Genomic DNA, 26,654 nt, shown 5'->3' on the forward strand with positions numbered 1-26,654 from the left:
CTCCTTCTACAAAAATATGAATTTGGCGATAAAGATCGCGCACAGCACCCACAGACTGACTGAAATTTCGCGGTATTTGCCGGTACCGGCCTTGAGCGCCACATACGTGATAAAGCCCAGGGCGATACCGTCGGCGACCGAGAACGTCAGCGGCATCATGATCGCAGTGACAATCGCCGGAATGCTGTCGGTGGCTTCATCCCAGTTGATATGCGCCATGCTCGCCATCATCAGCATGGCGACGTAAATCAAAGCACCCGCTGTCGCGTACGCCGGGATCATCCCCGCCAGCGGTGCAAAGAACATCGCGGCCACAAACAGAATGCCCACGGTGACAGCCGTGAGCCCGGTGCGACCGCCAGCGGCCACGCCTGCAGCACTTTCCACGTAGCTGGTAACTGGCGGCACGCCGACCATGGCACCGAATACACTGGAAGCACTGTCGGCTTTCAACGCGCGCGACAGGTTATCGATTTTGCCGTCGGCGTTGACCAGCCCGGCGCGCTGCGCGACGCCCATCAGTGTACCTGCGGTGTCAAACATGTGAACAAAAAGAAAGGCAAATACAACGCTGATCATGCTGACATTGAATACACCTTTCACGTCCATGGCCATCCACGTGGGCGCCAGGCTCGGCGGGGCGGAGAGAATGCCGTTGTAATGCACCAGGCCCAGGCCCCAACCGGCGAGGGTGACGGCGATGATGCTGATCAGGATGGCGCCGAACACCCGGTGGTAGCTGAGGATGGCGATCAACAGGAAGCACACGGCGGCGAGCAAGGGCGCTGGCTCATGCAGCGAACCGAGCTTGATCAGGGTTGCCGGGCTTTCAACGATAATGCCCGCAGTCTTCAGGCCGATCACGCCGAGGAACAAGCCCACACCTGCGCCCATGGCATGGCGCAGGCTCACGGGAATGCTGTTGAGCAGCCATTCACGCACGCGGGACAGGGTCAGGCCCATAAACAGCACGCCGGAAATGAACACTGCACCCAGCGCGGTTTCCCAGGTGTAACCCATGGTGCCGACCACGGTGTAAGTAAAAAACGCGTTCAGGCCCATGCCCGGCGCCAGGCCGACTGGCCAGTTGGCGTACAGGCCCATCAGCAGGCAACCCAGTGCCGCCGCGATGCAGGTGGCGACAAACGCCGCGCCGTGATCAATACCGGCGTCGGCCATGATGTTCGGGTTGACGAAGATGATGTAGGCCATGGTGATAAAAGTCGTGAGGCCAGCGATCAGCTCGGTCTTCACTGTGGTGCCATGCAAGCTGAGTTTGAACAGGCGCTCCAGCCAACTGTTGTTGGGCCGGGCGATTTCCAGCGTAGGGGCTTCGGATTTGCGGCTTTCCACAGCGAGTACTCCTCAGGAGTTTTATTGTTATTTCCAGCGCCGGTCACATGAGTGGGCAACAGCGCTTTGAGGTGCTGGCGGGTTTTGTTGACCAATAGGTCAGGAACTCGCACGAAGCGAATTATGCTTTTGTATACAAATAAAGCAAATAATGTTTTCGATTATGTGCGCGAAAGGGGATGAAAGGCTGCTTCGAAAGGTGTTGTGGCGAGCGGGCTTGCCCCGCGTTGGGCTGCGAAGCGGCCCCAAAACCTGCCACCGAGTTTTTATTGAAAGAATGGAGTGCCCGGATCAGGGCCGCTTCGCAGCCCAACGCGGGGCAAGCCCGCTCGCCACGACAAGCCCGCTGCCACAGTAAGCCCGCTAGCCACAACAACCCCGTTTGCCACAACAGCGAGCGCTGCGACCATCAAGGGTTGGCGAGTGCCTGATTGACCGCCAGCCATCCCGCCACGGCCTCTTCCCCGGCGTCTGCGAAGGCGCGCTGCAACAACTTCACCTGTTCACGGCGCAGTGACTGCTCGAAGCGCAGGCCTTCTCCACTCAATTCCAGCAGGCGTTTGCGCTTGTCAGTCTCGGACGCAACGCTGCTCACCAAGTGCATTTCCTGCAATTGGCGGTTTATTCTTCTGGCTGACCTTGAAACAGCCGCTGGATACCCGCACCTTGTTGGCTCCAGCGCTCGACAGGAACGTTGCGTTCATGCCCGGTGAACCGTTCTTTTCCGAGCCGGACCGGCACTTGGGTTCGTTCCGGCTGAATTTCAGCCACATCGACCCGGCCCGTTTGGACGAAGGTCTCAAACGCCTGGCCGCAGTGGTCCGTCAAGCACAGCACGCGAGAGCGGCATAAGGGGAGCCCCATGTACAAGGTTTATGGCGATTACAAGTCGGGCAACTGCTACAAGGTCAAATTGATGCTCAACCTGCTGGGCATCCCGTATCAATGGATCGATGTCGACATCCTCAAGGGTGACACGCAGACCGCCGAATTCCTGGCCAAGAACCCCAACGGCAAGATCCCGGTGCTGGAGCTGGAAGACGGCACCTGCCTGTGGGAGTCCAACGCGATTCTGAACTTCCTCGCCGATGGCAGTGAGTTTCTGCCGGGCGAGCCGCGCCTGCGCACACAAGTGTTGCAGTGGCAGTTCTTCGAGCAATACAGCCATGAGCCGTATATCGCTGTGGCGCGGTTTATCCAGTTCTACCTGAACATGCCGGAAGATCGCCTTGAGGAATACAAAACCACCCACAAGGGCGGTTACAAGGCGTTGAGGGTCATGGAGCGTCAGCTGCAAGCCACGCCGTATCTGGTGGGCGAGCAGTATTCGATTGCGGACATTGCGTTGTATGCCTACACGCACGTGGCGCATGAGGGCGGATTTGACTTGGCGCCGTATCCGGCTGTGCAGGCTTGGTTGGCGCGCGTCGCCAGTCATCCGAAGCACATAGCGATGCTGGACTGACTCACTCGGTCAAACCTGTGGGAGCTGGCTTGCCTGCGATAGCATCACCCTGGTGTAACTGATACACCGAGGTGTCTGCATCGCGGGCAAGCCCGGCTCCCACACAAACCGGCTCCCACATTTAGCTTGGTGTTGTGTCAGACAGTTCTTCCCTGAGCAGGTCAAAGCAGCGCTGTGCCGCCGGGCTTAGTCCCATCCCGCTGCGGCTGATCAACCCAATCTCCCGATTGACGCCTGGATGGTCGATCGCGATGCGCACCAACCCCTCCAAACTGTCCGCTGCCGACTCCGGCAGCACACTGATCCCCAACCCCTGGCGCACCAGTGCCAGCACCGTCGACATGTAATTCGCCTCCATCCCCGCGTTCATCGTTAGCCGCGTTTCATCAAACAGCGCCTCCACGTGTTCGCGCACGCTGCTGTCGCGTCCGGTGAGGATGATCGGCTGGTCGGCCAGTTGCTCCAGCGTCAATGCAGTGTGCCGGGTAAGGGGATGATCCAGCGGCACGAAGGCGCACAGCCGATCATTCAGCACGGGCAAAAACCCCAGGCCATGGCTGAGCCGTGCACGCACGCCGATGCCGAAATCCACTTCGCCGGAGCGCACCTGGGCATGAATCCGGTGAGCGACCAGGTCGTGCAGGCGCACTTCGATGCCGGCAAAGCGTTCGCGAAACAGGCGCAACGCCGGTGGCAGGGCTCCGGCGCACACTGAGGGCAGGGCGGCAATGGTGACCACGCCCCGGCGCAACTGCGCCAGGTCGCGCGAACCGGTGACGATGTTGTCCAGGTCCAGCAGCAGTTTTTCCATGGGGCCACGCGCCTCCTGGCCGGCGGCGGTGATGCTCACGTGGCGCGGGCTGCGGTCGAGCAGCGCGACGCCGAGCCAGTCTTCGAGTTGCTGCACCTGCACGGTCAGCGCCGAGGGCGAGAGGTGCAGCTCGTTGGCGGCTTTGGTGAAGCTGCCGGTACGGGCGACGGCAAGGAATGCCTGAATATGTTGGATACTGTTTTTCATTTTGTTTTTCCGAACGTGATCGGCTGAATATTCCAATTTACAAAGACTAACGCGGTTCCAATACTCGGGGGAAAACAATAACCGGCCAACAAGGCCGCTCTGGAGTAACCCATGCTCGCAACCCTGGGTGTCATCACCATCCTCTGCCTGCTCGCTGCCGTCATGAGCAAACGCCTCTCGCCGTTGGTGGCCCTGATCGCCTTGCCGATCATTGCCGCGCTGCTCGGCGGTTTCGGCCTGCAAACCAGTGCCTTCATCATTTCCGGTATCAAGAACGTCGCCCCCGTGGTGGGCATGTTTGTGTTCGCGATTCTGTTTTTCGGGATCATGACCGACGCCGGCATGCTCGACCCGATCATCGACCGCATCCTGCGCACGGTGGGTACGCGTCCTACGCGAATTGTCGTCGGCACCGCGACCCTCGCGCTGCTGGTGCACCTGGACGGTTCGGGTGCGGTGACCTTTCTGGTGACGGTGCCAGCGATGTTGCCGCTGTACACGCGGCTGGGCATCGACAAGCGTATCCTCGCCTGCATCTGCGCCATGGCCGCCGGGGTCAACTTCCTGCCGTGGACCGGCCCGGTGTTGCGCTCATCTGCCGCGTTGCACGTGCCGGTGGCGGAGCTGTTCCAGCCGCTGATCCCGGTGCAAATCGTCGGCCTGGTGTTTGTCTTTGCCTGCGCCTGGTGGCTGGGCCGTCGCGAAGAAAAACGCCTGGGCCTGGGCGCCGGTTCCACGGTGGATGCGGTGCCGCAACGGGTGCTCAGCGACGATGACCTGGCGCTGCGTCGCCCTCGGTTGTTCTGGATCAACCTGCTCCTCACCGTGGTGGTCATGGTGGTGATGATTGCCGGCTGGGTCGATCCGGTGGTGATGTTCATGCTCGGCACCGTGGTGGCGCTGTGCATCAACTACCCGAATGTCGACGCCCAGCGTGCGCGCATCGACGCCCACGCCAAGACCGCGCTGACCATGGCCAGCATCCTGCTTGCTGCCGGGGTGTTCACCGGCATCATGCAAGGCACCGGCATGCTCAAGGCCATGGCCGAAGTAGCGGTGGCGCAGATCCCGGCGGGCCACGGCAAGTTGATCCCGGCAGTGGTGGGCTTTATTTCCATGCCGTTGAGCCTGCTGTTTGACCCCGACTCCTACTATTTCGGCGTGATGCCGGTGATCGCTGAAGTCGGCAAGGCGCTGGGCGTCGACCCGCTGCAAGTGGCCCAGGCCTCTTTGCTGGGCGTGCACACCACTGGCTTCCCGGTCAGCCCGCTGACCCCCGCAACCTTCCTGTTGGTGGGCTTGTGCAAGGTCGAACTGGCCGATCACCAGCGCTTCACCATTCCTTTTCTGTTTGCCGCGTCGGTGTTAATGACCCTGACCGCGTTGCTCCTGGGAGTGTTTTGAGATGAAAACCTTGCGCATCGGTTCCGGCGCCGGCTATTCCGGCGACCGTATTGAACCTGCCGTGGAATTGGCCGAACAGGGCGACCTGGATTACCTGGTGTTCGAGTGTTTGGCCGAACGCACCATCGCCCTTGCGCAACAGGCGCGTATCAGCGATCCGCAGGGCGGTTATGACCCGTTGTTGAGTGAACGCATGCGCCGTGTGTTGCCGTTTGTGGGGGTTCAGGAAGGCCGTCGCCGCCTGCGGGTGATCACCAATATGGGGGCGGCCAACCCGGTGTCGGCGGCCATTGAAGTGCGCCGCATCGCCGATGAGTTGGGCCTGAAGCTCAAGGTCGTGGCCGTGGTGGGCGATGACGTGCTGGATGTCTTGCAGCCCGAGCAGGTATTGGATAACGGCCAGACCCTCGGCTCACTGGGTGAGCGGTTGATTTCCGCGAATGCCTACCTGGGTGTCGAGGGCATTATCGAGGCCTTGCGCGCAGAGGCGGATGTGGTGATCACCGGCCGCGTGGCTGACCCGTCGCTGTTTCTGGCGCCGCAGATGTTTGAATTCAACTGGGCGGCGGACGATTGGCAGCGCTTGGGGCGCGGTACGCTGGTGGGGCATTTGCTCGAGTGCGCGGGGCAGGTCAGTGGTGGTTATTTTGCCGATCCGGGGTTCAAGGATGTGGATGACCTGGCGCGGCTGGGGTTTCCACTGGCCGAGATCAATGCTGATGGCGAGGCCTTGATTACCAAGGTCTTGGGCTCGGGCGGCCGGGTCAGCCGCGCCACCTGTACCGAACAGTTGATCTATGAAGTGCATGACCCGGCGGCATATCTCACACCGGACGTGACGGCGGACTTTTCCCACGTGGGGTTTGTGGAGGAGGGCGTTGATCGTGTGCGGGCTCAGGGTGCCAGCGGCCGCCCACGGCCTGAACGGTTGAAAGTCAGCGTCGGTTATCTCGACGGTTGGATTGGTGAGGGGCAGATGTCCTACGGCGGCCCGGGCGCTGTCGCACGGGCGCAGTTAGCGCGGGATGTCGTGCTCAAGCGCCTCGAATTGATGGGCGTGAAGATGCAGGACGTGCGTGCCGAGTTGATCGGCATGGACTCGTTGCACGGCCCGCGCAGTGGCGTCGAACCGTGGGAAGTACGCCTGCGTGTGGCGGCGCGTTGTGAGGATCGCAGTGAGGCGGTACGCGTTGGCAATGAGGTGGAAACCCTTTACACCAACGGCCCGTCCGGCGGCGGCGGTGCCAGTAAAAGCGTGCGGCAGGTGGTGGCGGTGGCGTCGTTACTGCTGCCCCGTGGCGTGGTCAACCCGAGAATCGAAGCATGAAACTGCACACGCTGGCCCATTCCCGGACCGGGGATAAGGGCGACACGTCGAACATTTCGATCATTGCTTATCGTGCTGAGGATTTTGCGGTGTTGTGCGAACAGCTCACCGCAGAGCGCGTGGCCGAGTTCTTTGCCGGTTTGCTGGAGCCCGGCGCGGCGCCCGTGCGTCGCTATGAGTTGCCGAATGTGCAGGCGCTGAACTTCGTGCTGCCGGGCATCCTGCGCGGCGGGGTGACGCGTTCACTGGCGCTGGATGCCCATGGCAAGTGCCTGGGTTCGGCGTTGCTGGATCTTGACTTGGCAATACATCAATAAATGTGGGCTTGCTCGCGAAGGCGGCGTGTCAGTTGCAGATTTACTGGCTGACACTCCGCTTTCGCGAGCAAGCCCGCTCCCACATTTGGATCTGCGCCAGTCTGTCAGACTGCAGCGAACCGCTTGTCCAGGTAGTCAATGATCACCTTGGAGTCGTACATCCAGGTGGTCTGGCCATTCTCTTCAATGCGCAGGCACGGCACTTTGATCTTGCCGCCTTGCTCCAGCAGGGTCTGGCGGTCCTGCTCGTTGTTCTTCGCGTCCTTCAGCGCCACCGGTACATTCAGGCGGTGCAGGGTGCGGCGGGTCTTCACGCAGAACGGGCAGGCGTGGAACTGATACAGCGTCAATGCCTTGGCCGCGGCATTCACCTGAGCTTGCTGCTCGGCAGGGCGCTGCTTTTTGCGTGGACGGGTCAGAAAGTCGCCCGCGATGATGACGTGGCCAAGGCCCACTCGAAGTGCTTTGACGAACATGGCTAAAACCTCTTGCCCGATACAGAAGGGGCCGCAGCTTACCTGAATTTTGCGGACGAAAAAAAACCGGCGATGAACGCCGGCTTTTTCCTGCGCAGCCTGTTTACTTGATCAGGCTGAGGAACTCGCTGCGGGTGGCCGCGTTTTCGCGGAACTCACCCAGCATCACCGATGTGATCATCGACGAATTCTGTTTTTCTACACCGCGCATCATCATGCACATGTGCTTGGCTTCGATCACCACCGCAACGCCCAGTGCACCGGTCACCTGCATTACCGCATCGGCGATCTGGCGGCTGAGGTTTTCCTGGATCTGCAGGCGGCGCGCGTACATATCGACGATGCGTGCGACCTTGGACAGGCCCAGCACTTTGCCGCTCGGGATATACGCAACGTGAGCCTTGCCGATAAACGGCAACAGGTGGTGCTCGCACAACGAGTACAACTCGATGTCCTTGACCAGCACCATTTCGCTGTTGTCAGAGCTGAACAAGGCACCGTTGGTGACCTCTTCCAGCGTCTGGGCATAACCGCGGCAAAGGTACTGCATTGCCTTGGCGGCACGCTTTGGCGTGTCGAGCAGGCCCTCGCGGGAAACGTCCTCGCCGAGTTGGCCGAGGATCGCCGTGTAATTCTGTTCCAGGGACATGAAACTACCTGTGGGATTTTCGCAAAGCGCAAGGTTACGGTGGCGGACACATCGCTGCAAGCCTGACGATGGCACTTGTTACTCGTCGCGGCCTTCCATCATGGTGCGCTTGAGCATCACGTACACCGCACCGGCGCCGCCGTGGCGGGCCTGGCACGAGGTAAACCCCAACACCTGAGCATGCTGGCGCAGCCAGGTGTTGACGTGGCTTTTGATCATCGGGCGCTTGCCATCCAGCCGCACAGCCTTGCCGTGGGTGACGCGCACGCAGCGGATTTCGAATTTGGTGGCTTCGGCGAGGAAGGCCCAGAGGGTTTCGCGGGCTTTTTCCACGTTCATGCCGTGCAGGTCGAGGCTGCCTTCGAACGGAATCTGGCCGATCTTGAGCTTGCGCATCTGGCTTTCCTGCACGCCGTCGCGGGCCCACATCAGCTCGTCTTCGGGGCCGACATCGATCACGAACTGATCCGACAGGCCATCCACGGTGGTGGCATCGGTGCGCACGGTCGCGGCCTGGCGCAACTTGGCAATCTGCGCCCGGTCAGCCTTTGGTTTGCCAGTGTCGGCGCGGTCGTGCTTGATCGGCTTGACGCCGCGCAGCTCGTTTTTGAACAGGGAAAAATCGTCGTCTTGCATGTCAGCCTCCGCGAAGGGCGGGCAGTTTACCTAATCGCGGCGGCCAGGGCGCAGGAAACGCTATCCAGGCGCCATCAGTCGTGCTTTTTCATCAGGTGCGAAGCGATGTTCAGCGACAGCGGCTGGCGCATGCGCCGACGGCTGCGACGCCACAACCACACGCCCAGCCACAGCACCAGCAGGCCGCTCACCAGTAAAATCGCCGAGCCGCCGGGGCTGGCGTTCAGTTCGCCGAGGGCGGGTGAGTGACCAAACAGACCGGCACCACCAGCACCGGCCAACAGCAAACCTACGATCGCCAGCAGCGCGGCAAAGCCGGCTACCAGGCGCAGACGCCAGTTGCTCGGGCCCTTGGGACGCAAGCGACGAGCATCAAAACCATCGGATATCTTCATTCCGACCTTTCCTCCAGGGTATCGGCCCTTCGACCGGAAGATACACAGGTTGTTCCGGGTGGAGGGGTAAATGCGCCAAATGAAAGGGCTTCGCGGATGAGCGGAGCCATAAACGCGCCGCTCATCAGAGGGGCGATCAGATCAGATCTTTGGTCAGGGCGAGTGTCGCGAAGTTATCCGCCATGATGGCCATTTCAGTCTGCTGCACGTGTTCGGCACTCAGTACGCCGCCTTTGTAAGGCAGGTCACGGGTGGCACAGGCGTCTTCCACCAGAGTGCAGCGAAAGCCCAGGTTCTTTGCGGCGCGCACGGTGGTGCTGACGCTGGAGTGGCTCATGAAACCGCAGACGATCAAGTCCAGGGAGCCAAGGTCTTGCAAGTATTTTTCAAGGCCTGTGCCGTGGAAGGCGCTGGGCAGCAATTTACCGATGATGGTTTCGTCACCCAAGGGTTCCAGGCCAGGAATGAATTGGCCGCGTTCGCCCTGTGGGTCAAACAGGCCGCCGACGGTGCCCAGGTGACGCACATGCACAATCGGGCGCCCGGCGTTGCGGGCCGCTGCGACGAGCTGCTGGATGTTATCGACCGCCGCGTCCATGCCGGACAAGGCGAGTGGGCCGCTGAGGTATTCCTTCTGGGCGTCGATGATCACAAGGGTCGCGTGGGCCAGGTTGGCTGCTGCGTAACCGCGACCGCTGAGTTGAAACATCGTCTTTGGAACGGACATTCTGGGGGCTCCTGTGAGGGGGGCTTTTGTGACATTGTCCACTGGCTGAGCGGTTCTGTGAATCGCTACCATCGTAAGGTACGCCGTTGTTGGCGTGCAGCCATGTCAAGTGGGCGGCTTGTTTATCGCAATGATGGCAAATTGCATGAAATCCGACGCGCGGTGAGGGCATTTCGTACATCGAACGGACAGACGAACGCTGTTAGAATTGCCAGTCGTTTTTTCCAGGAGTTCTGCCCCCGTGATCACATCCCGCCTGCGCACACTGCGCGACCATATCCGTTGGGCTGTCAGCCGTTTCCATGGGGAAGACCTGTTTTTCGGGCATGGCACCGACAACGCCTGGGATGAAGCCCGGCAACTGGTGCTCGGTGCCCTGCACCTGCCTTGGGAGATCAACGACAGTTACCTGGACTGCAACCTCGAAGAAGAGGAAATTTCCCACGTTCAGCGCTTGCTGCATCGGCGTATCCACGAACGCGTGCCCACCGCCTACCTGTTGAAAGAGGCCTGGTTCTGCGGCATGTCATTTATCGTGGATGAACGTGTGTTGATTCCGCGCTCGCCGATCGGTGAGTTGATCGAAAGCCGCTTTGCACCCTGGCTGGCCAACCCGCCAGCACGCATCCTTGACCTGTGCACCGGTTCCGGTTGCATCGGCATTGCCTGCGCCTACGAGTTCCAGGACGCCGAAGTGGTACTGGGCGACTTGTCCTTTGAAGCGCTGGAAGTGGCCAACCAGAACATCGAGCGCCACGGCGTCGACGAGCGCGTGTACACCGTGCAGGGCGACGGCTTCGACGGCCTGCCGGGTCAGCGGTTTGATCTGATCGTGTCGAACCCGCCTTACGTGGACGCCGAAGACTTCGCCGACATGCCGGACGAGTACCAGCATGAGCCGGAGCTGGGCCTGGCGTGCGGTGATGATGGCTTGAACCTGGTGCGGCGCATGCTGGCCGAAGCGGCAGACCACCTGACCGAGAAGGGCTTGCTGATTGTTGAAGTGGGCAACAGCCAGGTGCACGTTGAGGCGTTGTACCCGGAAGTGGACTTTGCCTGGCTGGACTTCCAGCGCGGTGGCCACGGCGTGTTCATGTTGACCGCTGAGCAGTGCCGGGCACATCAGGCCGTCTTTGCCGCCAGGGTTTAACTGACTTCGCAGAAGAAACGCGGTTCAAATGTGGGAGCGGGCTTGCTCGCGAAAGCGGTGTATCAGTCAGCATGTTGTTAACTGATGCACCGCTTTCGCGAGCAAGCCCGCTCCCACATTTATTGATTGCATTCCAATCGACTAGCGGTGTGTCGCAATCCAGATCAACAACCCCGCCTGAAATACCGTAAACGCCACCAGGCAGGTAATGGTAAAGCGCAACCCACTGTCCTCGCGCTTGAACTTGGTGACTTTATCCTCTTCCTTGCGCAGCTTCACTTCCTGCTCCGCCAGGTTGTGCTCAGCCTGTTGCAGCATCTGCGCGGCTTCGAGGATTTCCACAAACTGCACCTTCTCGGTGTTCCAGCTGTCCAGCACGTCGCTGACCTTGCCCGGCTGCACATTGCCTTTCAGGTGCTGCACATCGGCGTAAGCTACATCGAAGCCCTGAACGCGCAGGAAATGATCGCGGCGCAGGCGCGTGGCTTCGTTGAGCGCGTCCTTGTTGGCCAGGTCTGCGCCGTCAACGCGATAGTGCGACCAGCGTTTTTTCGCCCACGCGGCGCCCTGGGCCACCAGGAAACGCCCGATGCCCCGGTTGGCCGGTTCAATCTCCAGGCTGTTACCCGGGCCGAAGTGCACGCGGTGTGTATCGTGATCGACCCAGATATCCAGGTGATTCTGCTCGCGACGCACGCGCTGGCCCGGCAACTGAATGACCATGCGCAACAGGCTGCGGTGCTTATCGTTGCGCTCGGTATACCCGAACTGCACAAACCGCAGCGGGCGTACGCCCGTGGCGCGGTCGGTGGCCAGGGGGGCCAGGCGCAGCAGCTTGAAATGTTCGGCCTGTACGTCCGCCCACGGCAGTGCCGCTGCCTCGACGGCCTCGGGTTTTTCAGCCGCGGTGTCGGCAGTAGGTTCTGATGTTGCTTCAGTGGTAGTCATGCGGCGCGATCCTGTCCAAGCCCTGCCAGTCGACAGCCTTTTTGCTGTCGACTTTCGGCTTATCGGCCGCTTCCCGGGGGACTGGAGGCAAATAGTCGCTTAACGGGGTTGAAGTCCGTCTATAAAGCGCACGATGCGCGTGCCCAGTTCGGCGGCCAGCGGCAGTTTCGGATCGTTGTAGGAGGCCAGTTGCTCCTTTACATCCCTGGGCACGATGCGCATCACGTGGTTCATGCCTTCGATCACTGTCAACTGCGCGTCGGGCTTGGCCCTTTTCAATTGCTGAGCATCGGCGACGCCTACCTGAATATCGTTAGTGCCCTGAATAATCAGTGCCGGCATATTCAGTTTTGCGAACGCGGCCGACGGGTCAGCGCGAAACAGGCTGATCAGATAAGGCTGCACAGTGGGCCGGAAAATCCCCTCCAGCGGGCCAGGCACATCGGCATCCACCTGACCGGCCTTGAGGTTGTCAAGGATTTCATTACTGCGCAACAACAGGGCTGGTGGCAGGTGGGCCGCCAGTTGCTGGCGGATCACCTGGTCCACCGGCCGTGCACTGCCGGACAGCGAAATCACCCCGGCCGGATCGAGTTGCGGAGCGGCGAGGGCTGCGACCAATGCACCTTCGCTGTGGCCCAGCACGATCAGCGGGCCCATGCGTGGGTCGGCCTTGAGCAGCTTGCCCCACGCCACCGCGTCGGACACGTAGGCGTCCAGCGTCAGGTTGCGTTCGTCGGGCGTGGCGGCGAGGCTGGCGGCAACCCCACGCTTGTCGTAGCGCACGCTGGCGATGTTGTTGCGCGCCAGCACCCAGGCCAGGCGCTTGAGGCTGTCGTTGCGCGCGCCGTCGGCGCTGTTGCCATTGCGGTCGGTGGGGCCGGAGCCGGCGATGATCAATACCACGGGCACCGGCTTGTCGGATTTGGGCAGCAGGAGCGAGCCAAACAGCTCGCCGCTGCCGGTGTCGAGGCTGATGGGCCGTTGCAGCACGACAGGGGAGGCGGCGAAGCCAAGGCTGGAAAACAGGGTGAGGGTCAAAAGCAAAACTCGCAGCATCATCGCGCCATCATCAGAAAGGTGCCGGTTGGACAGATGTCTGCCGGTAAGGTTTCGAGGATGAACTAGTCGGTTAGCCTGCGTATACTGGCCGCCTTAAGTTATTACGGTTGAGTTGATTCAACTGATTTCACGGAGCGCCCTGCATGTCCGGCAATACCTTCGGCAAGCTGTTCACTGTCACCACCGCGGGCGAAAGCCATGGCCCGGCGTTGGTCGCCATTGTCGACGGCTGCCCGCCCGGGCTTGAGCTCTCGCTGGAAGACCTGCAGCGTGACCTCGACCGCCGCAAGCCTGGCACCAGCCGCCACACCACCCAGCGCCAGGAGCCCGACGAGGTCGAGATCCTCTCCGGCGTGTTCGAAGGCCGCACCACCGGTTGCGCTATCGGCCTGCTGATCCGCAACACCGACCAGAAGTCCAAGGACTACTCGACGATCAAGGACCTGTTCCGCCCGGCCCACGCCGACTACACCTACCATCACAAATACGGCGAGCGCGACTACCGTGGCGGTGGCCGCAGCTCGGCGCGCGAAACCGCCATGCGCGTGGCCGCCGGCGCCATCGCCAAGAAATACCTGGCCACCCAGGGCATCGTGGTGCGCGGCTACATGAGCCAGTTGGGCCCGATTGAAATCCCGTTCAAGACCTGGGACAGCGTCGACGACAACGCCTTTTTCAGCGCTGATCCTGCCAAGGTGCCGGAACTGGAAGCCTACATGGACCAGTTGCGCCGCGATCAAGACTCCGTCGGCGCCAGGATCACCGTGGTCGCCGAAGGCGTGAAACCCGGCCTGGGCGAGCCGATCTTCGACCGCCTCGACGCCGAACTGGCCCACGCGCTGATGAGCATCAACGCCGTGAAGGGCGTTGAAATCGGCGCCGGCTTCGCGTGTGTCTCCCAGCGCGGCACCGAGCACCGTGACGAGCTGACCCCGGAAGGCTTCCTCAGCAACAACGCCGGCGGCATACTCGGCGGTATTTCTTCCGGCCAGCCGATCGTTGCGCACCTGGCACTCAAAGCCACGTCGAGCATCACCACCCCGGGCCGTTCGATCGATGTGCACGGCAACCCGGTGGACGTGATCACCAAGGGCCGCCACGACCCATGCGTCGGCATCCGCGCCACGCCGATTGCCGAAGCCATGATGGCCATCGTGTTGATGGACCACCTGCTGCGCAACCGTGGGCAAAATGCCGATGTGCGTGTGAGCACGCCGGTACTGGGCCAGCTGTGACCTGTGGCGAGCGAGCTTGTTGTGGCGAGGGAGCTTGCTCCCGCTGGGCTGCGCAGCAGCCCCATACAAACCAATGACCAGCCCCCTCCCATATTGGCGCCTCTCCAGCTTCTACCTTTTCTACTTCGCCCTGCTGGGGGCGACAGCGCCGTTCCTGGCGCTGTACTTCGACCACCTGGGCTTCTCCAGCGCGCGCATCGGCGAGCTGGTGGCCATCCCCATGTTGATGCGCTGCGTGGCGCCCAACCTGTGGGGCTGGCTGGGCGACTACACCGGCCGACGCCTGGCCATCGTGCGCTTCGGCGCGGTGTGCACCCTGGCCAGTTTTTCGCTGATCTTCGTCAGTAAAACCTACGCCTGGCTGGCTTTGGTTATGGCCCTGCATGCATTTTTCTGGCACGCCGTGCTGCCGCAATTTGAAGTGATCACCCTGGCCCACCTGCAAAAACAGACCGCGCGCTACAGCCAAATCCGCCTGTGGGGCTCCATCGGTTTCATCCTCACCGTGGTCATCATGGGCCGCCTGTTCGACTGGCTGAGCCTGGACATCTACCCGGTGGTGGTCGTGGTGATCATGGCCGGCATCATCGGCGCCAGCCTTTGGGTGCCGAATGCGCAACCCGCCACCCATGGCAACCGCCTGGCCGCCGACGGTTTCCTCAAGCAACTGCGCAGCCCCGGCGTGCTCGCGTTTTACGCCTGTGTGGCGCTGATGCAATTGAGCCACGGCCCGTATTACACCTTCCTGACCCTGCACCTCGAACACCTCGGTTACAGCCGTGGCGTTATTGGCATGCTCTGGGCCGTGGGCGTAGTTGCGGAAGTGCTGATGTTCCTGGCCATGAGCCGGCTCCTCACGCGCTTTTCGATACGCCGGGTGCTGTTGGCCTGTTTCCTGTTGGCTGCGCTGCGCTGGCTGCTGCTGGGTTCATTTGCCGAATACCTCTGGGTGTTGCTGTTGGCGCAAGTGATGCACGCCGCCACCTTTGGCAGCTTTCACGCATCGGCGATTGCCTTTGTACAGCGCAGTTTTGGTGATCGCCAGCAAGGCCAGGGCCAGGCGCTGTATGCCGCACTCGCCGGAACCGGCGGAGCACTGGGTGCGCTGTACGCCGGTTACAGTTGGAACCTGTTGGGCCCCACGCTGACGTTCAGTATCGCCAGCGTCGCCGCCCTGGTTGCCGCCCTTATCATCGGCCTTCGATTGCCGGAGCACAAAGGAACCGTTCAATGAGTTATGTCGCTGTCTACCCCGTCGCCTCACCGGATACGCCGAACAAAGTCTTGACCCACCTCGACGACATCGCCGCCACGCTGGGTGCGCAGGGCGTGCGTTTCGAGCGATGGCAGCCGGCCATGGCGCTGGTGCAAGGCGCCACTGAGGCGCAGATGATTGCGGCCTACAGGCCGCAGATCGATGCTTTGGGTTATGGCTCGGTTGAAGTGCAGCGTGTCAGTACCGATCATCCTCAGAAAGACGAATTGCGTGCCAGGTACCGGGACGAGCGTCGCTACGCTGAAGATCATGCGTGCTTTTTCGTCGCGGGGCAGGGGTTGTTCAACCTGCGGGTGGGCGACTATGTGTACGCCGTACGCTGTGAGAAAAACGATCTGCTGGTGATTCCGGCCGGTCTGGCGCATGGGTTTGATATCGGTGAGAACCCGCATTGCGTGACCTTGCGCCTGTCCCGCACACGGCAAGGGCCAGTGCCTGAATTCACGGGAGAGGCTGGCACCGGGTTTCCGGGGCTGGATGACTGACCCGCCCGAAGAGGCGCATGCCCCTTCCGGCTTTATCTACACGGGGAAATAGCGGCACGGTCAGCAGTGCACAGAAGGCTGCGGCCAGCCACACCGTGCCCCAGGAGAAATGCGTCATCAGCACTGACGCTGCGATGGGCGTAGCGAACAGCACGACAAACACGCAGGTATTGCCCATCGCCAGTGCGGTTCCCGCTCGGCTGGCACCGGCCAGAGTGGCCAGTTCGGTGTAGGCCACGCCATGCCAGGCGGAGACGCTGATACCGGCGATTACCATCACGGCGATGATCAGGGTGCTGGCCAGCGGTGTTTGGCTTATCCCGTAAGTGCTGGCGATTGATACGGTCGCGCCCAGCAGCAGGAAGGTCAGGGCACTGAGCCACGCGCAGGCTTTAAGGTAGCTGCGGCGATTTTTGTTTTTGTCGGTCCAGCGTCCGCTCCAGATACGGCTGACGATTGCGCCGATCTGGATAACTGCCAGGGTCGCCGAGACCAGGGTGATGTCCAAGTGGCTGAAGTCGTGGAAGAACACTGCTGCGTAGGTGAGAATCGCGAACTGCGGGGCACAGAGCAGGCCGATGGCCAGGACGATGCGCCACACCCGTGAGTCTTTCAGCGGGCTGCCGCCGGGCGTTGCGCCGGACTTTTTAGCGGTGGTTCCGTCGAAGTCCGGCTCGTATAGCCATAACCACGCAAAGAAGCTGGCCACCAGGCAAAACAGCGCGCTGGCGCCAAACACTTGAACAAAGCCGTAGGTATGCGCCAGGTACGGCAGGATCAATGCCCCCAGCGCATAGCCGCCGGGGACGGCCGTTTGCCGGATACTCATGGCCAGGCCCCGTTCGCCTTCTTTGAACCACGCCATGATCGCTCGGCCGCTGGCTCCGTTGACGCTGCTGCCGAGCAGGCCGACGATGAACAGCCCGATAGCCAGCAACGCCAGAGTGGGTGTGTAGAGTGCCAGCACCGCCAACAGTGCCAGGGCGATACCTGAACTCAGCAGGCCGGTGAGCAACACCGGGCGATCGCCCCAACGATCCGTCAGCAGGCCCCAAGGAATTTCGCTGATGGCAATGCCCAGCCCCAGCACGCCCAGTACCAGGCCCAACTGCGTCGTGTCGAGTTGATAGGTGGCGCGCATATAAATGGCGGTTGCCGGCAGCCCCCCGACGACACTGGAAAAGCTGGCATTGGCCGCAACGCCGACCCCAAGCACTTTCCAGCGGTGACCGTTATCGACTGGCATAAGCACCCCAAAAAAAGACCAATAATTCGTTGGCAAAAGGCTCTCACGGGCGCATCGTTCCGAATATCAAATTATTTGGCTCATTAGTCCCGAAAATCAGGATGATCATGCGACCGGTGAATTTCGATTTGGACGTGATGCGCAGCTTCGTCACGGGCGTTGAACTGGGCAGTTTTGCCAAGGCGGCGCAGAAGCTCGACCGCTCGACTTCGGCGATCAGCGCCCAACTCAAAAAGCTCGAGGCACAGGCGGGTTCGCCCTTGTTCACCAAAGCCGGGCGAGGGCTTGCGCTGACGGAGACGGGGGAGGTGCTGCTTAACTACGCCAAGCGCTTATTGAGCCTCAATGACGAAACGATCACTGCCGTGTCCGAGGTCAAGCTCAAGGGCTGGGTGCGCCTCGGCCTGCAGGAAGACCTTAGTGGTTTCCTGCCCACGGTATTGGGCCGCTTCGCCAGGGCCCATCCGCAGGTGCGGGTAGAAGCCAGGATCGCGCGTAACGCTGACCTGCTCAGTCGAATCGACAATGGATCACTCGACCTCGCCGTGGTGTGGGGAGACGAGCATAGCGGCGGGTACCAGGAACGCGTGGCGCAGTTGCCTATGCAGTGGATAGGTTCCTCCCATGAATACCTGAACTGGACCGCCGATTCAGGCGAGCCCTTGCCGATCATTGCCTTTGACGCGCCGTGCCCCTTTCATTCAATGGCGACGCAAGCCCTGACCGACAAGGGCATTCCCTGGCTGTTATCGTTCACCAGTTCCAGCCTCAACGGCTTATCGGCGGCCACCGAGGCGGGGCTGGGCTACACCATCAGGACATCCCTGGGTATGCAGGCGGGAACAGCGGTGCTGGCAGCCGCCGAGCGGGGGTTGCCGCCTTTGCCCAGTATCGCGCTGACTCTGCACCGGCGACAGGCCACCCCTGACCAACTGACCGAGCGCCTGGCGAGTATCGTCACCCAGGCGATTCGCAGTGAAGTGGTTAATTAAGGGGCAATATCCACCTATCCAAAATGTTCAACTCAGGCAAGTTGGAATTTATCGTGGGAAGCGCCTTAATTTAATGTAAGGCCGGGCTGTTTATCATCAGCCTTACATTCTGGTTATCAAGGTTATGTAACTCTCTCTGGTCTCAATGTTTATACCGACTGTCAATAGGAAGACTCCGAAGGTCGGTATTGCGAAGCCACCCTAAGGGAGAGAGATATGAGCGGCACAGAGGAGTTCGGACCACCGTCGAGCGAATCGGACAGCGGGTCCAGGCTGCCAAAACAGCGCCTGAGCTTGTCCGGCAAACCCTTGACACCGACGGAGCTGGAAATTCTGCGATGGGCTTCAGAAGGCAAGACTGTCTGGGAAATCAGCCAGATTCGCGATATTTCCGAGGCCACGGTGAAGTTCCATCTGCGCAATATCTACGGCAAATTGGAAGTGACCAACCGGGTGCAAGCAATGAATGAGGCATCCCGCCAAGGGCTGTGCTGAACGCATAAAAAAGGGCCGCGACACTGGGTAGTGTCGCGGCCCTTTTTGGGTCTGTTATTTAAGCCGAGTGATAGGTCGGCAGCGCAAAGCGGTTCTGGCTTTGCAGCATGGAAATTTGCGGCAGGTCACTGGCTTGTTCGGCCAGGTCGCGGCGAATGGCGCTGATCACCCAAGTCAGTTGATCGGCCGTGTGCAATTGCTGGTACGAAATCGAACGTTTCACCTGTTTGCCTTCGCTGTCGCGCAGGGTCAGCAGGATACCGCCATCAGGGCGCGGCTGAGTGGTGACATCGTATTGGGAAAATACAGAAGCGAATTTGTCTTGGATCAGGCTCATGTCTATCAGCTCCGTTGGCTCAAGTTGGCAAGCATGGAGTGATAGGTGCAGTGATTGTGCCAGTATTGCTTATCGAAAAAAGTCGTTATAAATCATAGGCTTAAAAAAATCAGGATTTTTCGTTTTCGTGCAATTTGCATGAATAGCCATCGTGCATCCTGCATTTTGCGCTATCGAAGTCGGCTTTTTCGCATTGTTGTTACAGATAATGACCCTTGCGGCGTCGCAAAATTCCGTTACTTAAGGATGCTCGCCCCGGGATACAAAACTTTTCAAATCCCGCGTGTACAGCCAAAGAACCGCAGGCGTATTTTCCTGCAAGGCATTCGGCCGATTACCGACCGGGCCGCCGATGCTTTCGGATCAGACGAATAATAAGAAAAAGGACGTTCCTGAATGAGCCCTCCGCGAGACGATATGATTACCTGGGGCATGATGCTGCGTAAGGTGCCCTCCATTGTTCGAGCCCTGCCTCGGGTGGTGCGCGGTATGCGCGCGGCGAATGTCACCGATCCCGGCCAACCCTGCGGCCTGGGCTGGCACTTCGAACAAGCGACCCTGCGCAACCCGCAAGGCGCAGCGCTGTTGTACGGCGACCGCGTGCTGAGCTACAGCGAAGCCAATCGGCGCGCCAACCGCATTGCCCATCACCTGCAGGCGCAGGGCCTTCGCAAAGGCGATGTGGTTGCACTGTTTATCGAAAACCGCCCTGAACTGTTATTGAGTGTGCTGGCCGTGGCCAAGCTGGGCGGCATCTGCGCCATGCTCAATACTTCACAGACCCAGGCGGTGTTGCTGCACAGCCTCAATCTGGTGAACCCGGTGGCGATTGTGGTGGGGGCAGAATTGGTCAGCGCCTACGCGGCGGTGCGCGACCAGGCAGCGATCAGCGCGGACAGAACCTGGTGGGTGGCCGACCAACAGACGAGCCCGGCACCGCAAGGTTATATCGACCTGCTGGTCGCCAGCGCCGAATGCCAGGAGGACAACCCCGCCAGCACTGCGCAGATCTATTTCAACGACCCCTGCTTCTACATCTACACTTCGGGCACCACCGGCCTGCCCAAGGCCGGCATCATGAAACACGGGCGTTGGACCAAAACCGCCGTCAGCTTCGGCAGCATCGCCCTTAACATGGGGCCGTCCGACGTTCTGTATTGCACCTTGCCGCTCTACCACGCCACGGGCTTGTGCGTGTGTTGGGGCTCGGCAATTGTCGGCGCGTCGGGGTTTGCCATTCGGCGCAAATTCAGCGCGAGCCAGTTCTGGGATGACGCGCGTAAGTTCAAGGCGACTACTTTGGGCTATGTCGGTGAGCTGTGCCGTTATCTGCTTGATCAGCCAGCAGGTGCGCAAGACCTCGATAACCGCGTGACCAAGATGGTCGGCAATGGCCTGCGCCCTTGCGTCTGGGCACAGTTCAAGCGACGCTATGGCGTTGAACACATCTGCGAACTCTACGCCGCCAGCGACGGCAATATTGGCTTCACCAACGTGCTGAATTTCGACAACACCATCGGCTTTTGCCTGCAGCACTGGGCGCTGGTGGACTACAGCCATGACACGGGCGAGCCGGTCCGTGGCAGCGATGGGTTCATGCACAAGGTACGCACGGGCGGGCAGGGGCTGTTGTTAGCCAGGATCGATGACAAGTCGCCGTTTGACGGCTACACCGACCCGGAAAAAAACCGCAAGGTGGTGCTCACCGACGTGTTCGAGAAAGGCGACCGTTATTTCAACACCGGCGACTTGTTGCGCAGCATTGGCTTCGGTCATGCGCAATTCGTCGACCGTTTGGGCGATACCTATCGCTGGAAAGGCGAAAACGTCTCGACCACCGAAGTCGAAAACGTGCTGCTGCAGCACCCGCAGATCGCCGAGGTGGTGGCCTACGGCGTCGAGATCGAAAACACCAATGGCCGTGCCGGCATGGTCGCCATCACCCCGAGTGAATCCCTGGCCGCCCTGGATATGCGCGAGCTGCTGCAGTTCGCACACGGCCAGTTGCCGCACTATGCGGTGCCGTTGTTTCTGCGCATCAAGGTGAAGATGGAAACCACCGGCACCTTCAAGTACCAGAAAGTAAAGCTCAAGGAGGAGGCGTTCGACCCAGGCAAGGCCGGTGCCGATCCCGTCTTCGCGTGGCTACCGGGTTCCGATTGCTACGTACCGGTCACCGGCCCGTTGTTGGCACAGATACAAGGTGGGTTTTTTCGTTACTAAATGCAGCGCTATTGATTCTGCCTATGGCCTTTTTTCACAAAAAAGGCATGACAGTGGGGAACTCCATCGCGACACTGGGCGCCTATTAAGGCACACCAGACAAGGAGCCCCACATGTCAGACCAGCCCAAACAGATGACCGACGATGAAGCCGCCGAATTTGCCGAGCAAGTCTTCGACGTGGCCCGCAAGGGCGATGACGCCATGCTCGACGCGCTGCTGGCCAAGGGCTTGACGCCCAACCTGCGTAACCACAATGGCGACACCTTGCTGATGCTCGCCGCCTACCACGGCCATGTCAAAGCGGTGAAAGTGCTGCTCAAATTCAAGGCCGACCCGCAGATCGCCAATGACAAGAACCAACTGCCGATGGCCGGTGCAGCGTTCAAGGGCAACCTGCCCGTCGTCAAAGCGATGATCGAAGGTGGCACACCGGTGGATGCTGCATCTTCTGACGGCCGTACGGCGCTGATGATGGCTGCCATGTTCAATCGCGTCGAAATGCTCGACTACCTGCTCGGCCAGGGCGCCAACCCGAAGGCGACCGACGCGCAGGGCGCAACTGCACTGGCGGCGGCACAGACCATGGGCGCAGTGGATACGACGGCGCTATTGCAGAAACTGGTGTAGGCTACGCGCCCTCAAAAGCCAGCCCGTGACAGGATCTCCCCATGAAAACCGCCCTCGTCGAACTCATCAGCAAAATCAGCGCCGGCGTCATGGGCGAAGACGAGGTGGCGCGTATCGCTGAAGAAGCGGCCCAGGCCTACGCGGACCCTGTGGCCTTTCTGGCAGCGAACCCGGATATCAACTACGACGACACGTTCCCTATCCCATTGGGCGAGTGGATCGTGGTCGGCAGCTTGCCGGACACCGTGCTGTTTCAGGCCGACACCTACGGCGAACTGTTTGCACAGATCGTCGCTTCGTTCGGCCCGGCCGTGGCGTTCAACCTCAAGCCCAAGCAACTGGCCAAGACCGAAGACCTCACGGCGCTGAACCGCATCCAGATCCAGATGAGCGCCCTCAGCCCGCAAGACGGTGGTTACGTGTTGTTGAACTTCAGCCAGTTGCTCGACGATGAGATTCAAGCGGTGTTGGTGTACGGCAAGGACCTGCCGCGTGTGCTTGAATTGTGCGCCGAAGTGGGCATCAAGGCCGAGCCGTCCCTGGAAGCCCTGCGCGTCGCCATTCACGTCTGAAATAAAACGGAACCCCAGCCAGGGCGGACTATCCTACAAGTGCATGACCTCACTTAGGAGCGACACCATGGGTTCTACTTTCAACGGCCTTATTGGCTTGATCATTCTGGCGCTGGATATCTGGGCGATCATCAACGTATTTAAAAGCGGTGCCAGCACAGGTGCCAAAGTGCTGTGGATTTTGTTGATCCTGTTGCTGCCAGTATTGGGCCTGATCATTTGGGCAATTGCCGGGCCACGGGGTAACGTGCGGATCTAAACACTTCATTCAATTTGAAGTGAGCACCGTACTAAATGTGGGAGCGGGCTTGCCCGCGATAGCGATCTTTCAGTCACAGCAATGCTGATTGTAAGAACGCTATCGCGGGCAAGCCCGCTCCCACATTGGTTTTCAGTGCACCCATGAGATTTGTGTTTCGAAATATTCGCTGCACAGAATTTTCACATCTTTTCCAAGACAATTCGCCCGCTTTTACAGCGTTGCCAAGGCTCTAACTCGAGTAACGTTAAAGGCTGCGCAACCGCACACGTTCAGTAATTAATAGCGTTGATGCCATTGATCGGGCACCATTTGCGCCACCGCGATAACCGCCTACCCCGGCAAGCCTGGGCGAGGGACGGACGCAACTGCATTATTTCGCAACTTAAACTTCCAATGGGTCCTGAAACGACATGGCAAACCCGGACGCCCTGAGTCAGCAGCGAGCTTCTAATCGCCTGCTGCAACCGACCGTCAAATCCCATCTGGCGTACACGGCGCTCTGCGCACTGGTCATGATGGTGATGTTCTCCCTGCTGCGCCTGGCGCTGCTGGTCTACAACCGCGAGATGATCCTCGATACGCCGGCCTCGACCTTCCTTGAAGCGTTCGCCAACGGCCTGCGCCTGGATATACGCCTGGTGATGTACCTGCTGGTCCCGTTGCTGCTGGCGTTGTTCAGCGTTCGGGCCATGGCGGCACGCGGGTTCTTCCGTTTGTGGCTGACCGTCGCGTCCAGCATTGCCCTGTTCCTGGGCCTGATGGAAATGGACTTCTACCGCGAGTTCCACCAGCGCCTCAACGGCCTGGTCTTCCAGTATGTAAAGGAAGACCCGAAAACCGTGATGAGCATGCTCTGGTACGGTTTCCCGGTGGTGCGTTACCTGTTGGCCTGGGCCGTCGGCACGCTGATCCTGAGCATGGCGTTCAAGGGCGCCGACCGCGCGACCCGCCCACGCGGGCCGTTCAGCGGCGGCAGCATCGGCACACGCCAGGTGGCGCCGTGGTACACGCGCACCGCCGTGTTCGTGGTCTGCCTGCTGATCGCTGTCGTCGCCATCCGTGGCACCCTGCGCCAGGGCCCGCCACTGCGTTGGGGTGATGTCTACACCACCGACTCGAACTTCGCCAACCAGTTGGGCTTGAACGGTACCCTGTCGTTGATTGCTGCGGCCAAGTCGCGCTTCTCCGAAGAGCGTTCCAACATCTGGAAAGCCACCCTGGAGCAGCCGCTGGCGACCCAGACCGTGCGTGACATGCTGGTGTTGCCGCAAGAAAAACTGGTAGATGCCGACATCGCCGCAGTGCGCCGTGACTACACGCCACCGGCCGAGAAAACCCTGCCGATCAAGAACGTCGTCGTCATCCTGATGGAAAGCTTCGCCGGTCACTCGGTCGGCGCCCTGGGTCGCCCGGGGAACATCACGCCTTACTTCGACAAGCTGTCCAAGGAAGGCCTGCTGTTCGACCGTTTCTTCTCCAACGGCACTCACACCCACCAAGGTATGTTCGCCACCATGGCCTGCTTCCCGAACCTGCCGGGCTTCGAATACCTGATGCAGACGCCGGAAGGCAGCCACAAACTGTCGGGCCTGCCGCAACTGCTCAGCGCACGCGACTTTGACGACGTGTATGTCTACAACGGCGACTTCGCTTGGGACAACCAGTCGGGCTTCTTCAGCAACCAGGGCATGACCAACTTCATCGGGCGTAACGACTTCGTCAACCCGGTATTCTCCGACCCGACGTGGGGCGTGTCCGACCAGGACATGTTCAACCGTGGCTTGGAAGAGCTGAAAGCCCGCGAAGGCGGCAAGCCGTTCTACGCCCTGCTGCAAACCCTGTCCAACCACACGCCGTACGCGTTGCCGACGCCATTGCCGGTCGAGAAAGTCACCGACCGTGGCAGCCTCAACGAGCATTTGACGGCCATGCGTTACTCCGACTGGGCCTTGGGCCAGTTCTTTGAAAAGGCCCGCAAAGAGCCGTACTTCAAGGAAACCCTGTTTGTGGTCGTGGGTGACCACGGCTTCGGTAACGAGCAACAAATTACCGAAATGGACCTGGGCCGCTTCAACGTGCCGATGCTGATCATTGCACCGGGCGTGCAGGAAAAATTCGGCGAGCGTGACCACACCGTGGGCACCCAGATCGACATCGTGCCGACCATCATGGGCCGCTTGGGTGGCGACACCCTGCACCAATGCTGGGGCCGCGACCTGCTGAACCTGCCGGAAGGCGACAAAGGCTTTGGTGTGATCAAGCCCTCGGGCAGCGACCAGACCGTAGCTTTGGTCACCGCAGACCGCATTCTCGTATTGCCGAAGGAGATGCCACCGAAACTGTGGGAATACGAACTGGGCGCTAACCCGACCGGTAAGGTAATTCCTGAATCGCCGGACGAAGCAGCGCTGAAGCAGAAGCTTGAGTCGTTCCTGCAGACGGCGACCAAGAGCCTGTTGGATAACACCGCTGGTGTGATCAACGGCAAGCCGGACTAACTTAATAGTCGGGCATAAAAAAAGAGGCCTCCAGGAGGCCTCTTTTTTTGTCCGGCGTTTATATCCGGCCGAGCAACATCAGTACCAGCAGAACGACCAGTACAACACCCAGAATACCCGACGGGCCATAACCCCAGTTACGCGAGTGCGGGAATACGGGCAGGCCGCCGACCAGCAGCAGGATCAGGATGATGATTAAAATGAGGCTCATGACTTTTTCCTTGTAGGCCTTCTGTAGAGACCGGTTATTTAACGACAGGCCCGTGGGTTTAAATACGGACGCCTTAACAACTCCGACTGTGCCACTTCGTAAAAAATTCCATGATTCCTTAAAGCATTTCGCAAACATGCTTATTTCTTTTAATGCGTTCGCAAATAACGTGCTTTAGTTGAAAAAGATTGAACTTACGCTTTAAGCCAGCCTCGCACCCGGCTCACGGTTTGCCCGAGGCATTCATCAATTGGATGGTGCGTGGGTGCGGGAAAAACCTTCGCTACACTGCCGATCACTTCTTCTGTGAACCACAAGGCAATGTTCCTATGCAAAATCGCATGATGATTACCGGCGCCGGGTCGGGCCTGGGTCGTGAAATCGCGCTGCGCTGGGCCCGCGAGGGTTGGCAGTTGGCCTTGTCGGACGTCAGCGAGCCTGGCTTGCAGGAAACCCTCAAGTTGGTGCGCGAGGCCGGCGGCGATGGGTTTGTGCAGCGCTGTGATGTGCGGGACTACAGCCAGCTTACGGCGTTTGCCCAGGCGTGTGAGGTGAAGCTGGGTGGCATTGATGTGATCGTCAACAATGCTGGCGTGGCGTCGGGTGGGTTCTTTGCCGAGTTGTCGCTGGAGGATTGGGACTGGCAAATTGCGATTAACTTGATGGGGGTGGTTAAGGGGTGCAAGGCGTTTCTGCCGTTACTGGAGAAGAGCAAGGGCCGGATCATCAACATTGCTTCGATGGCGGCGCTGATGCAGGGGCCGGCCATGAGTAATTACAACGTAGCCAAGGCGGGCGTGGTGGCGTTGTCGGAGAGTTTGCTGGTGGAGCTCAGGCAGCAGGAAGTGGGGGTGCATGTGGTGTGCCCTTCGTTCTTCCAGACCAATTTGCTGGACTCGTTCCGTGGGCCTACGCCGGCGATGAAGGCGCAGGTGGGTAAGTTGCTTGAGAGTTCGCCGATTTCGGCGGCTGATATTGCTGACTACATCTATCAGCGGGTGGCTGAGGGGGAGTTTATGATTTTGCCCCATGAGCAGGGGCGGATGGCCTGGGGGTTGAAGCAGAAGAATCCTGGGTTGTTGTATGACGAGATGGCGTTGATGGCGGATAAGATGCGGGCCAAGGCTCAGGCTGGTGCTGGGGCTGTTAAGGGGTGAGTTTTTGGGTGTATATCCGTTGGTTGGGTAACGGCTGAAATCGGTTCCGCTCTTACAGCGGGTCACTTTTGGCAAACGCCCCAAAAGTAACCAAAAGGTCTTCGCCCCA

28 protein-coding genes and 2 pseudogenes are annotated in these 26,654 nt (G+C 60.1%); 17 read left to right on the forward strand and 13 right to left on the reverse strand.

Annotated elements, in window-relative coordinates; genetic code table 11:
* Positions 1-6 precede the first annotated feature (6 nt).
* Entirely contained in the window at positions 7-1,353 is a 1,347-nt protein-coding gene (locus Q7C20_RS23930) for an NCS2 family permease (RefSeq protein WP_375070755.1), read from the reverse strand.
* A gap of 409 nt (positions 1,354-1,762) precedes the next feature.
* Positions 1,763-1,972, reverse strand: a pseudogene (locus tag Q7C20_RS23935) (MarR family transcriptional regulator); the annotation flags it as partial.
* On the opposite strand from Q7C20_RS23935, the pseudogene Q7C20_RS23940 reads away from it, so the two are divergent.
* Positions 1,969-2,205, forward strand: a pseudogene (locus tag Q7C20_RS23940) (PLP-dependent aminotransferase family protein); the annotation flags it as partial. The pseudogenes Q7C20_RS23935 and Q7C20_RS23940 sit on opposite strands and share 4 nt — an antisense overlap.
* A 10-nt stretch (positions 2,206-2,215) precedes the next feature.
* Positions 2,216-2,818 carry a glutathione S-transferase family protein gene (locus Q7C20_RS23945; protein ID WP_348062388.1) on the forward strand — a complete coding sequence of 201 codons (603 nt, stop codon included), beginning with the start codon at positions 2,216-2,218 and terminating at the stop codon, positions 2,816-2,818.
* Positions 2,819-2,939: 121 nt separating this feature from the next.
* Here Q7C20_RS23945 and Q7C20_RS23950 read toward each other — a convergent pair whose 3' ends face one another.
* Positions 2,940-3,836: a LysR family transcriptional regulator gene (locus Q7C20_RS23950; RefSeq protein WP_375070758.1), complete on the reverse strand. Its 897-nt coding sequence runs from the start codon at positions 3,834-3,836 to the stop codon at positions 2,940-2,942.
* A gap of 111 nt (positions 3,837-3,947) precedes the next feature.
* Here Q7C20_RS23950 and Q7C20_RS23955 point away from each other — a divergent pair, with 111 nt between their 5' ends.
* Genes Q7C20_RS23955 through Q7C20_RS23965 form a run of 3 tightly spaced genes read left to right on the forward strand, consistent with a single transcriptional unit; the run spans position 3,948 to position 6,884 of the window.
* Positions 3,948-5,240: a CitMHS family transporter gene (locus tag Q7C20_RS23955; protein ID WP_375070760.1), complete on the forward strand. Its 1,293-nt coding sequence runs from the start codon at positions 3,948-3,950 to the stop codon at positions 5,238-5,240.
* A 1-nt stretch (position 5,241) separates the two neighbouring features.
* The gene (locus Q7C20_RS23960; protein ID WP_375070762.1) at positions 5,242-6,567 is read left to right on the forward strand and encodes an acyclic terpene utilization AtuA family protein; all 1,326 of its coding nucleotides are present in this window, start codon (positions 5,242-5,244) and stop codon (positions 6,565-6,567) included.
* Positions 6,564-6,884, forward strand: coding sequence for a hypothetical protein (locus tag Q7C20_RS23965; protein ID WP_375070764.1), 321 nt, complete (start codon positions 6,564-6,566; stop codon positions 6,882-6,884). The genes Q7C20_RS23960 and Q7C20_RS23965 overlap by 4 nt, the downstream gene beginning before the upstream one ends.
* A gap of 104 nt (positions 6,885-6,988) precedes the next feature.
* On the opposite strand, the gene Q7C20_RS23970 is transcribed toward Q7C20_RS23965, so the two are convergent.
* The 5 genes from Q7C20_RS23970 to Q7C20_RS23990 form a co-directional block, all read right to left on the reverse strand.
* Positions 6,989-7,360, reverse strand: coding sequence for a glutathione S-transferase N-terminal domain-containing protein (locus Q7C20_RS23970; protein WP_348059803.1), 372 nt, complete (start codon positions 7,358-7,360; stop codon positions 6,989-6,991).
* Between the two features lie 103 nt (positions 7,361-7,463).
* On the reverse strand, positions 7,464-8,009 hold the full coding sequence (folE, locus tag Q7C20_RS23975) for a GTP cyclohydrolase I FolE (protein WP_016773769.1): 546 nt from the start codon (positions 8,007-8,009) through the stop codon (positions 7,464-7,466).
* Between the two features lie 78 nt (positions 8,010-8,087).
* The gene (locus Q7C20_RS23980) at positions 8,088-8,645 is read right to left on the reverse strand and encodes a Smr/MutS family protein (protein WP_017137833.1); all 558 of its coding nucleotides are present in this window, start codon (positions 8,643-8,645) and stop codon (positions 8,088-8,090) included.
* A 74-nt stretch (positions 8,646-8,719) separates the two neighbouring features.
* Positions 8,720-9,040, reverse strand: a complete 321-nt coding sequence (locus Q7C20_RS23985; protein ID WP_375070766.1) for a hypothetical protein — start codon at positions 9,038-9,040, stop codon at positions 8,720-8,722.
* Positions 9,041-9,176: 136 nt separating this feature from the next.
* Positions 9,177-9,767: a cysteine hydrolase family protein gene (locus tag Q7C20_RS23990; RefSeq protein WP_375070768.1), complete on the reverse strand. Its 591-nt coding sequence runs from the start codon at positions 9,765-9,767 to the stop codon at positions 9,177-9,179.
* A gap of 241 nt (positions 9,768-10,008) precedes the next feature.
* On the opposite strand from Q7C20_RS23990, the gene prmB reads away from it, so the two are divergent.
* Entirely contained in the window at positions 10,009-10,917 is a 909-nt protein-coding gene (prmB, locus tag Q7C20_RS23995) for a 50S ribosomal protein L3 N(5)-glutamine methyltransferase (protein ID WP_348059811.1), read from the forward strand.
* Positions 10,918-11,058: 141 nt separating this feature from the next.
* Here the strand turns inward: prmB and Q7C20_RS24000 are convergent, their stop codons facing one another.
* Complete coding sequence (locus tag Q7C20_RS24000; protein ID WP_375070770.1) at positions 11,059-11,865, reverse strand: hypothetical protein; 807 nt, start codon at positions 11,863-11,865, stop codon at positions 11,059-11,061.
* Between the two features lie 99 nt (positions 11,866-11,964).
* Complete coding sequence (locus Q7C20_RS24005; protein WP_375070772.1) at positions 11,965-12,927, reverse strand: alpha/beta hydrolase; 963 nt, start codon at positions 12,925-12,927, stop codon at positions 11,965-11,967.
* A 143-nt stretch (positions 12,928-13,070) separates the two neighbouring features.
* Between Q7C20_RS24005 and aroC the strand changes: the two genes are divergently transcribed.
* The 3 genes from aroC (at position 13,071) to Q7C20_RS24020 (ending at position 15,923) form a co-directional block, all read left to right on the forward strand.
* Positions 13,071-14,162, forward strand: a complete 1,092-nt coding sequence (aroC, locus tag Q7C20_RS24010) for a chorismate synthase (protein ID WP_375070774.1) — start codon at positions 13,071-13,073, stop codon at positions 14,160-14,162.
* 73 nt (positions 14,163-14,235) lie between these two features.
* On the forward strand, positions 14,236-15,396 hold the full coding sequence (locus Q7C20_RS24015) for an MFS transporter (protein WP_375070776.1): 1,161 nt from the start codon (positions 14,236-14,238) through the stop codon (positions 15,394-15,396).
* Positions 15,393-15,923, forward strand: a complete 531-nt coding sequence (locus Q7C20_RS24020; RefSeq protein ID WP_375070778.1) for an acireductone dioxygenase — start codon at positions 15,393-15,395, stop codon at positions 15,921-15,923. Before Q7C20_RS24015 ends, Q7C20_RS24020 begins: the two co-directional genes overlap by 4 nt.
* On the opposite strand, the gene Q7C20_RS24025 is transcribed toward Q7C20_RS24020, so the two are convergent.
* Positions 15,880-17,169, reverse strand: coding sequence for an MFS transporter (locus Q7C20_RS24025; RefSeq protein WP_375070779.1), 1,290 nt, complete (start codon positions 17,167-17,169; stop codon positions 15,880-15,882). The genes Q7C20_RS24020 and Q7C20_RS24025 overlap by 44 nt on opposite strands.
* Before the next feature lie 107 nt (positions 17,170-17,276).
* Between Q7C20_RS24025 and Q7C20_RS24030 the strand changes: the two genes are divergently transcribed.
* Together Q7C20_RS24030 and Q7C20_RS24035 are read left to right on the forward strand one after the other, a co-directional pair.
* A complete protein-coding gene (locus tag Q7C20_RS24030; RefSeq protein WP_375070781.1) occupies positions 17,277-18,161 on the forward strand; it encodes a LysR substrate-binding domain-containing protein in 885 nt (294 codons plus the stop codon).
* Between the two features lie 216 nt (positions 18,162-18,377).
* The gene (locus tag Q7C20_RS24035) at positions 18,378-18,656 is read left to right on the forward strand and encodes a helix-turn-helix transcriptional regulator (RefSeq protein WP_348059825.1); all 279 of its coding nucleotides are present in this window, start codon (positions 18,378-18,380) and stop codon (positions 18,654-18,656) included.
* A 58-nt stretch (positions 18,657-18,714) separates the two neighbouring features.
* Here Q7C20_RS24035 and Q7C20_RS24040 read toward each other — a convergent pair whose 3' ends face one another.
* Positions 18,715-18,993 carry a DUF3509 domain-containing protein gene (locus Q7C20_RS24040; protein WP_159963267.1) on the reverse strand — a complete coding sequence of 93 codons (279 nt, stop codon included), beginning with the start codon at positions 18,991-18,993 and terminating at the stop codon, positions 18,715-18,717.
* 396 nt (positions 18,994-19,389) lie between these two features.
* On the opposite strand from Q7C20_RS24040, the gene Q7C20_RS24045 reads away from it, so the two are divergent.
* The 5 genes from Q7C20_RS24045 (at position 19,390) to Q7C20_RS24065 (ending at position 25,177) form a co-directional block, all read left to right on the forward strand.
* Positions 19,390-21,216, forward strand: a complete 1,827-nt coding sequence (locus Q7C20_RS24045) for a long-chain-acyl-CoA synthetase (protein ID WP_375070782.1) — start codon at positions 19,390-19,392, stop codon at positions 21,214-21,216.
* Positions 21,217-21,329: 113 nt separating this feature from the next.
* A complete protein-coding gene (locus tag Q7C20_RS24050; RefSeq protein ID WP_375070784.1) occupies positions 21,330-21,845 on the forward strand; it encodes an ankyrin repeat domain-containing protein in 516 nt (171 codons plus the stop codon).
* 41 nt (positions 21,846-21,886) lie between these two features.
* Positions 21,887-22,417: a hypothetical protein gene (locus tag Q7C20_RS24055; protein WP_375070785.1), complete on the forward strand. Its 531-nt coding sequence runs from the start codon at positions 21,887-21,889 to the stop codon at positions 22,415-22,417.
* Between the two features lie 67 nt (positions 22,418-22,484).
* Positions 22,485-22,676, forward strand: coding sequence for a PLDc N-terminal domain-containing protein (locus Q7C20_RS24060; protein WP_003172956.1), 192 nt, complete (start codon positions 22,485-22,487; stop codon positions 22,674-22,676).
* A gap of 413 nt (positions 22,677-23,089) precedes the next feature.
* Positions 23,090-25,177: an LTA synthase family protein gene (locus Q7C20_RS24065; RefSeq protein WP_375070788.1), complete on the forward strand. Its 2,088-nt coding sequence runs from the start codon at positions 23,090-23,092 to the stop codon at positions 25,175-25,177.
* Positions 25,178-25,235: 58 nt separating this feature from the next.
* Here Q7C20_RS24065 and Q7C20_RS24070 read toward each other — a convergent pair whose 3' ends face one another.
* Positions 25,236-25,388 (reverse strand): DUF3309 family protein, encoded by a 153-nt coding sequence (locus Q7C20_RS24070; RefSeq protein WP_065873322.1) that lies wholly within the window; start codon positions 25,386-25,388, stop codon positions 25,236-25,238.
* Positions 25,389-25,717: 329 nt separating this feature from the next.
* On the opposite strand from Q7C20_RS24070, the gene Q7C20_RS24075 reads away from it, so the two are divergent.
* Positions 25,718-26,545, forward strand: coding sequence for an SDR family oxidoreductase (locus Q7C20_RS24075; protein WP_375070790.1), 828 nt, complete (start codon positions 25,718-25,720; stop codon positions 26,543-26,545).
* The last annotated feature ends 109 nt before the right edge of the window (positions 26,546-26,654 follow it).

The sequence above is a fragment of the Pseudomonas sp. AMR01 genome (genome assembly GCF_041946035.1).
Classification (GTDB): Bacteria; Pseudomonadota; Gammaproteobacteria; order Pseudomonadales; family Pseudomonadaceae; genus Aquipseudomonas; species Aquipseudomonas antarctica_B.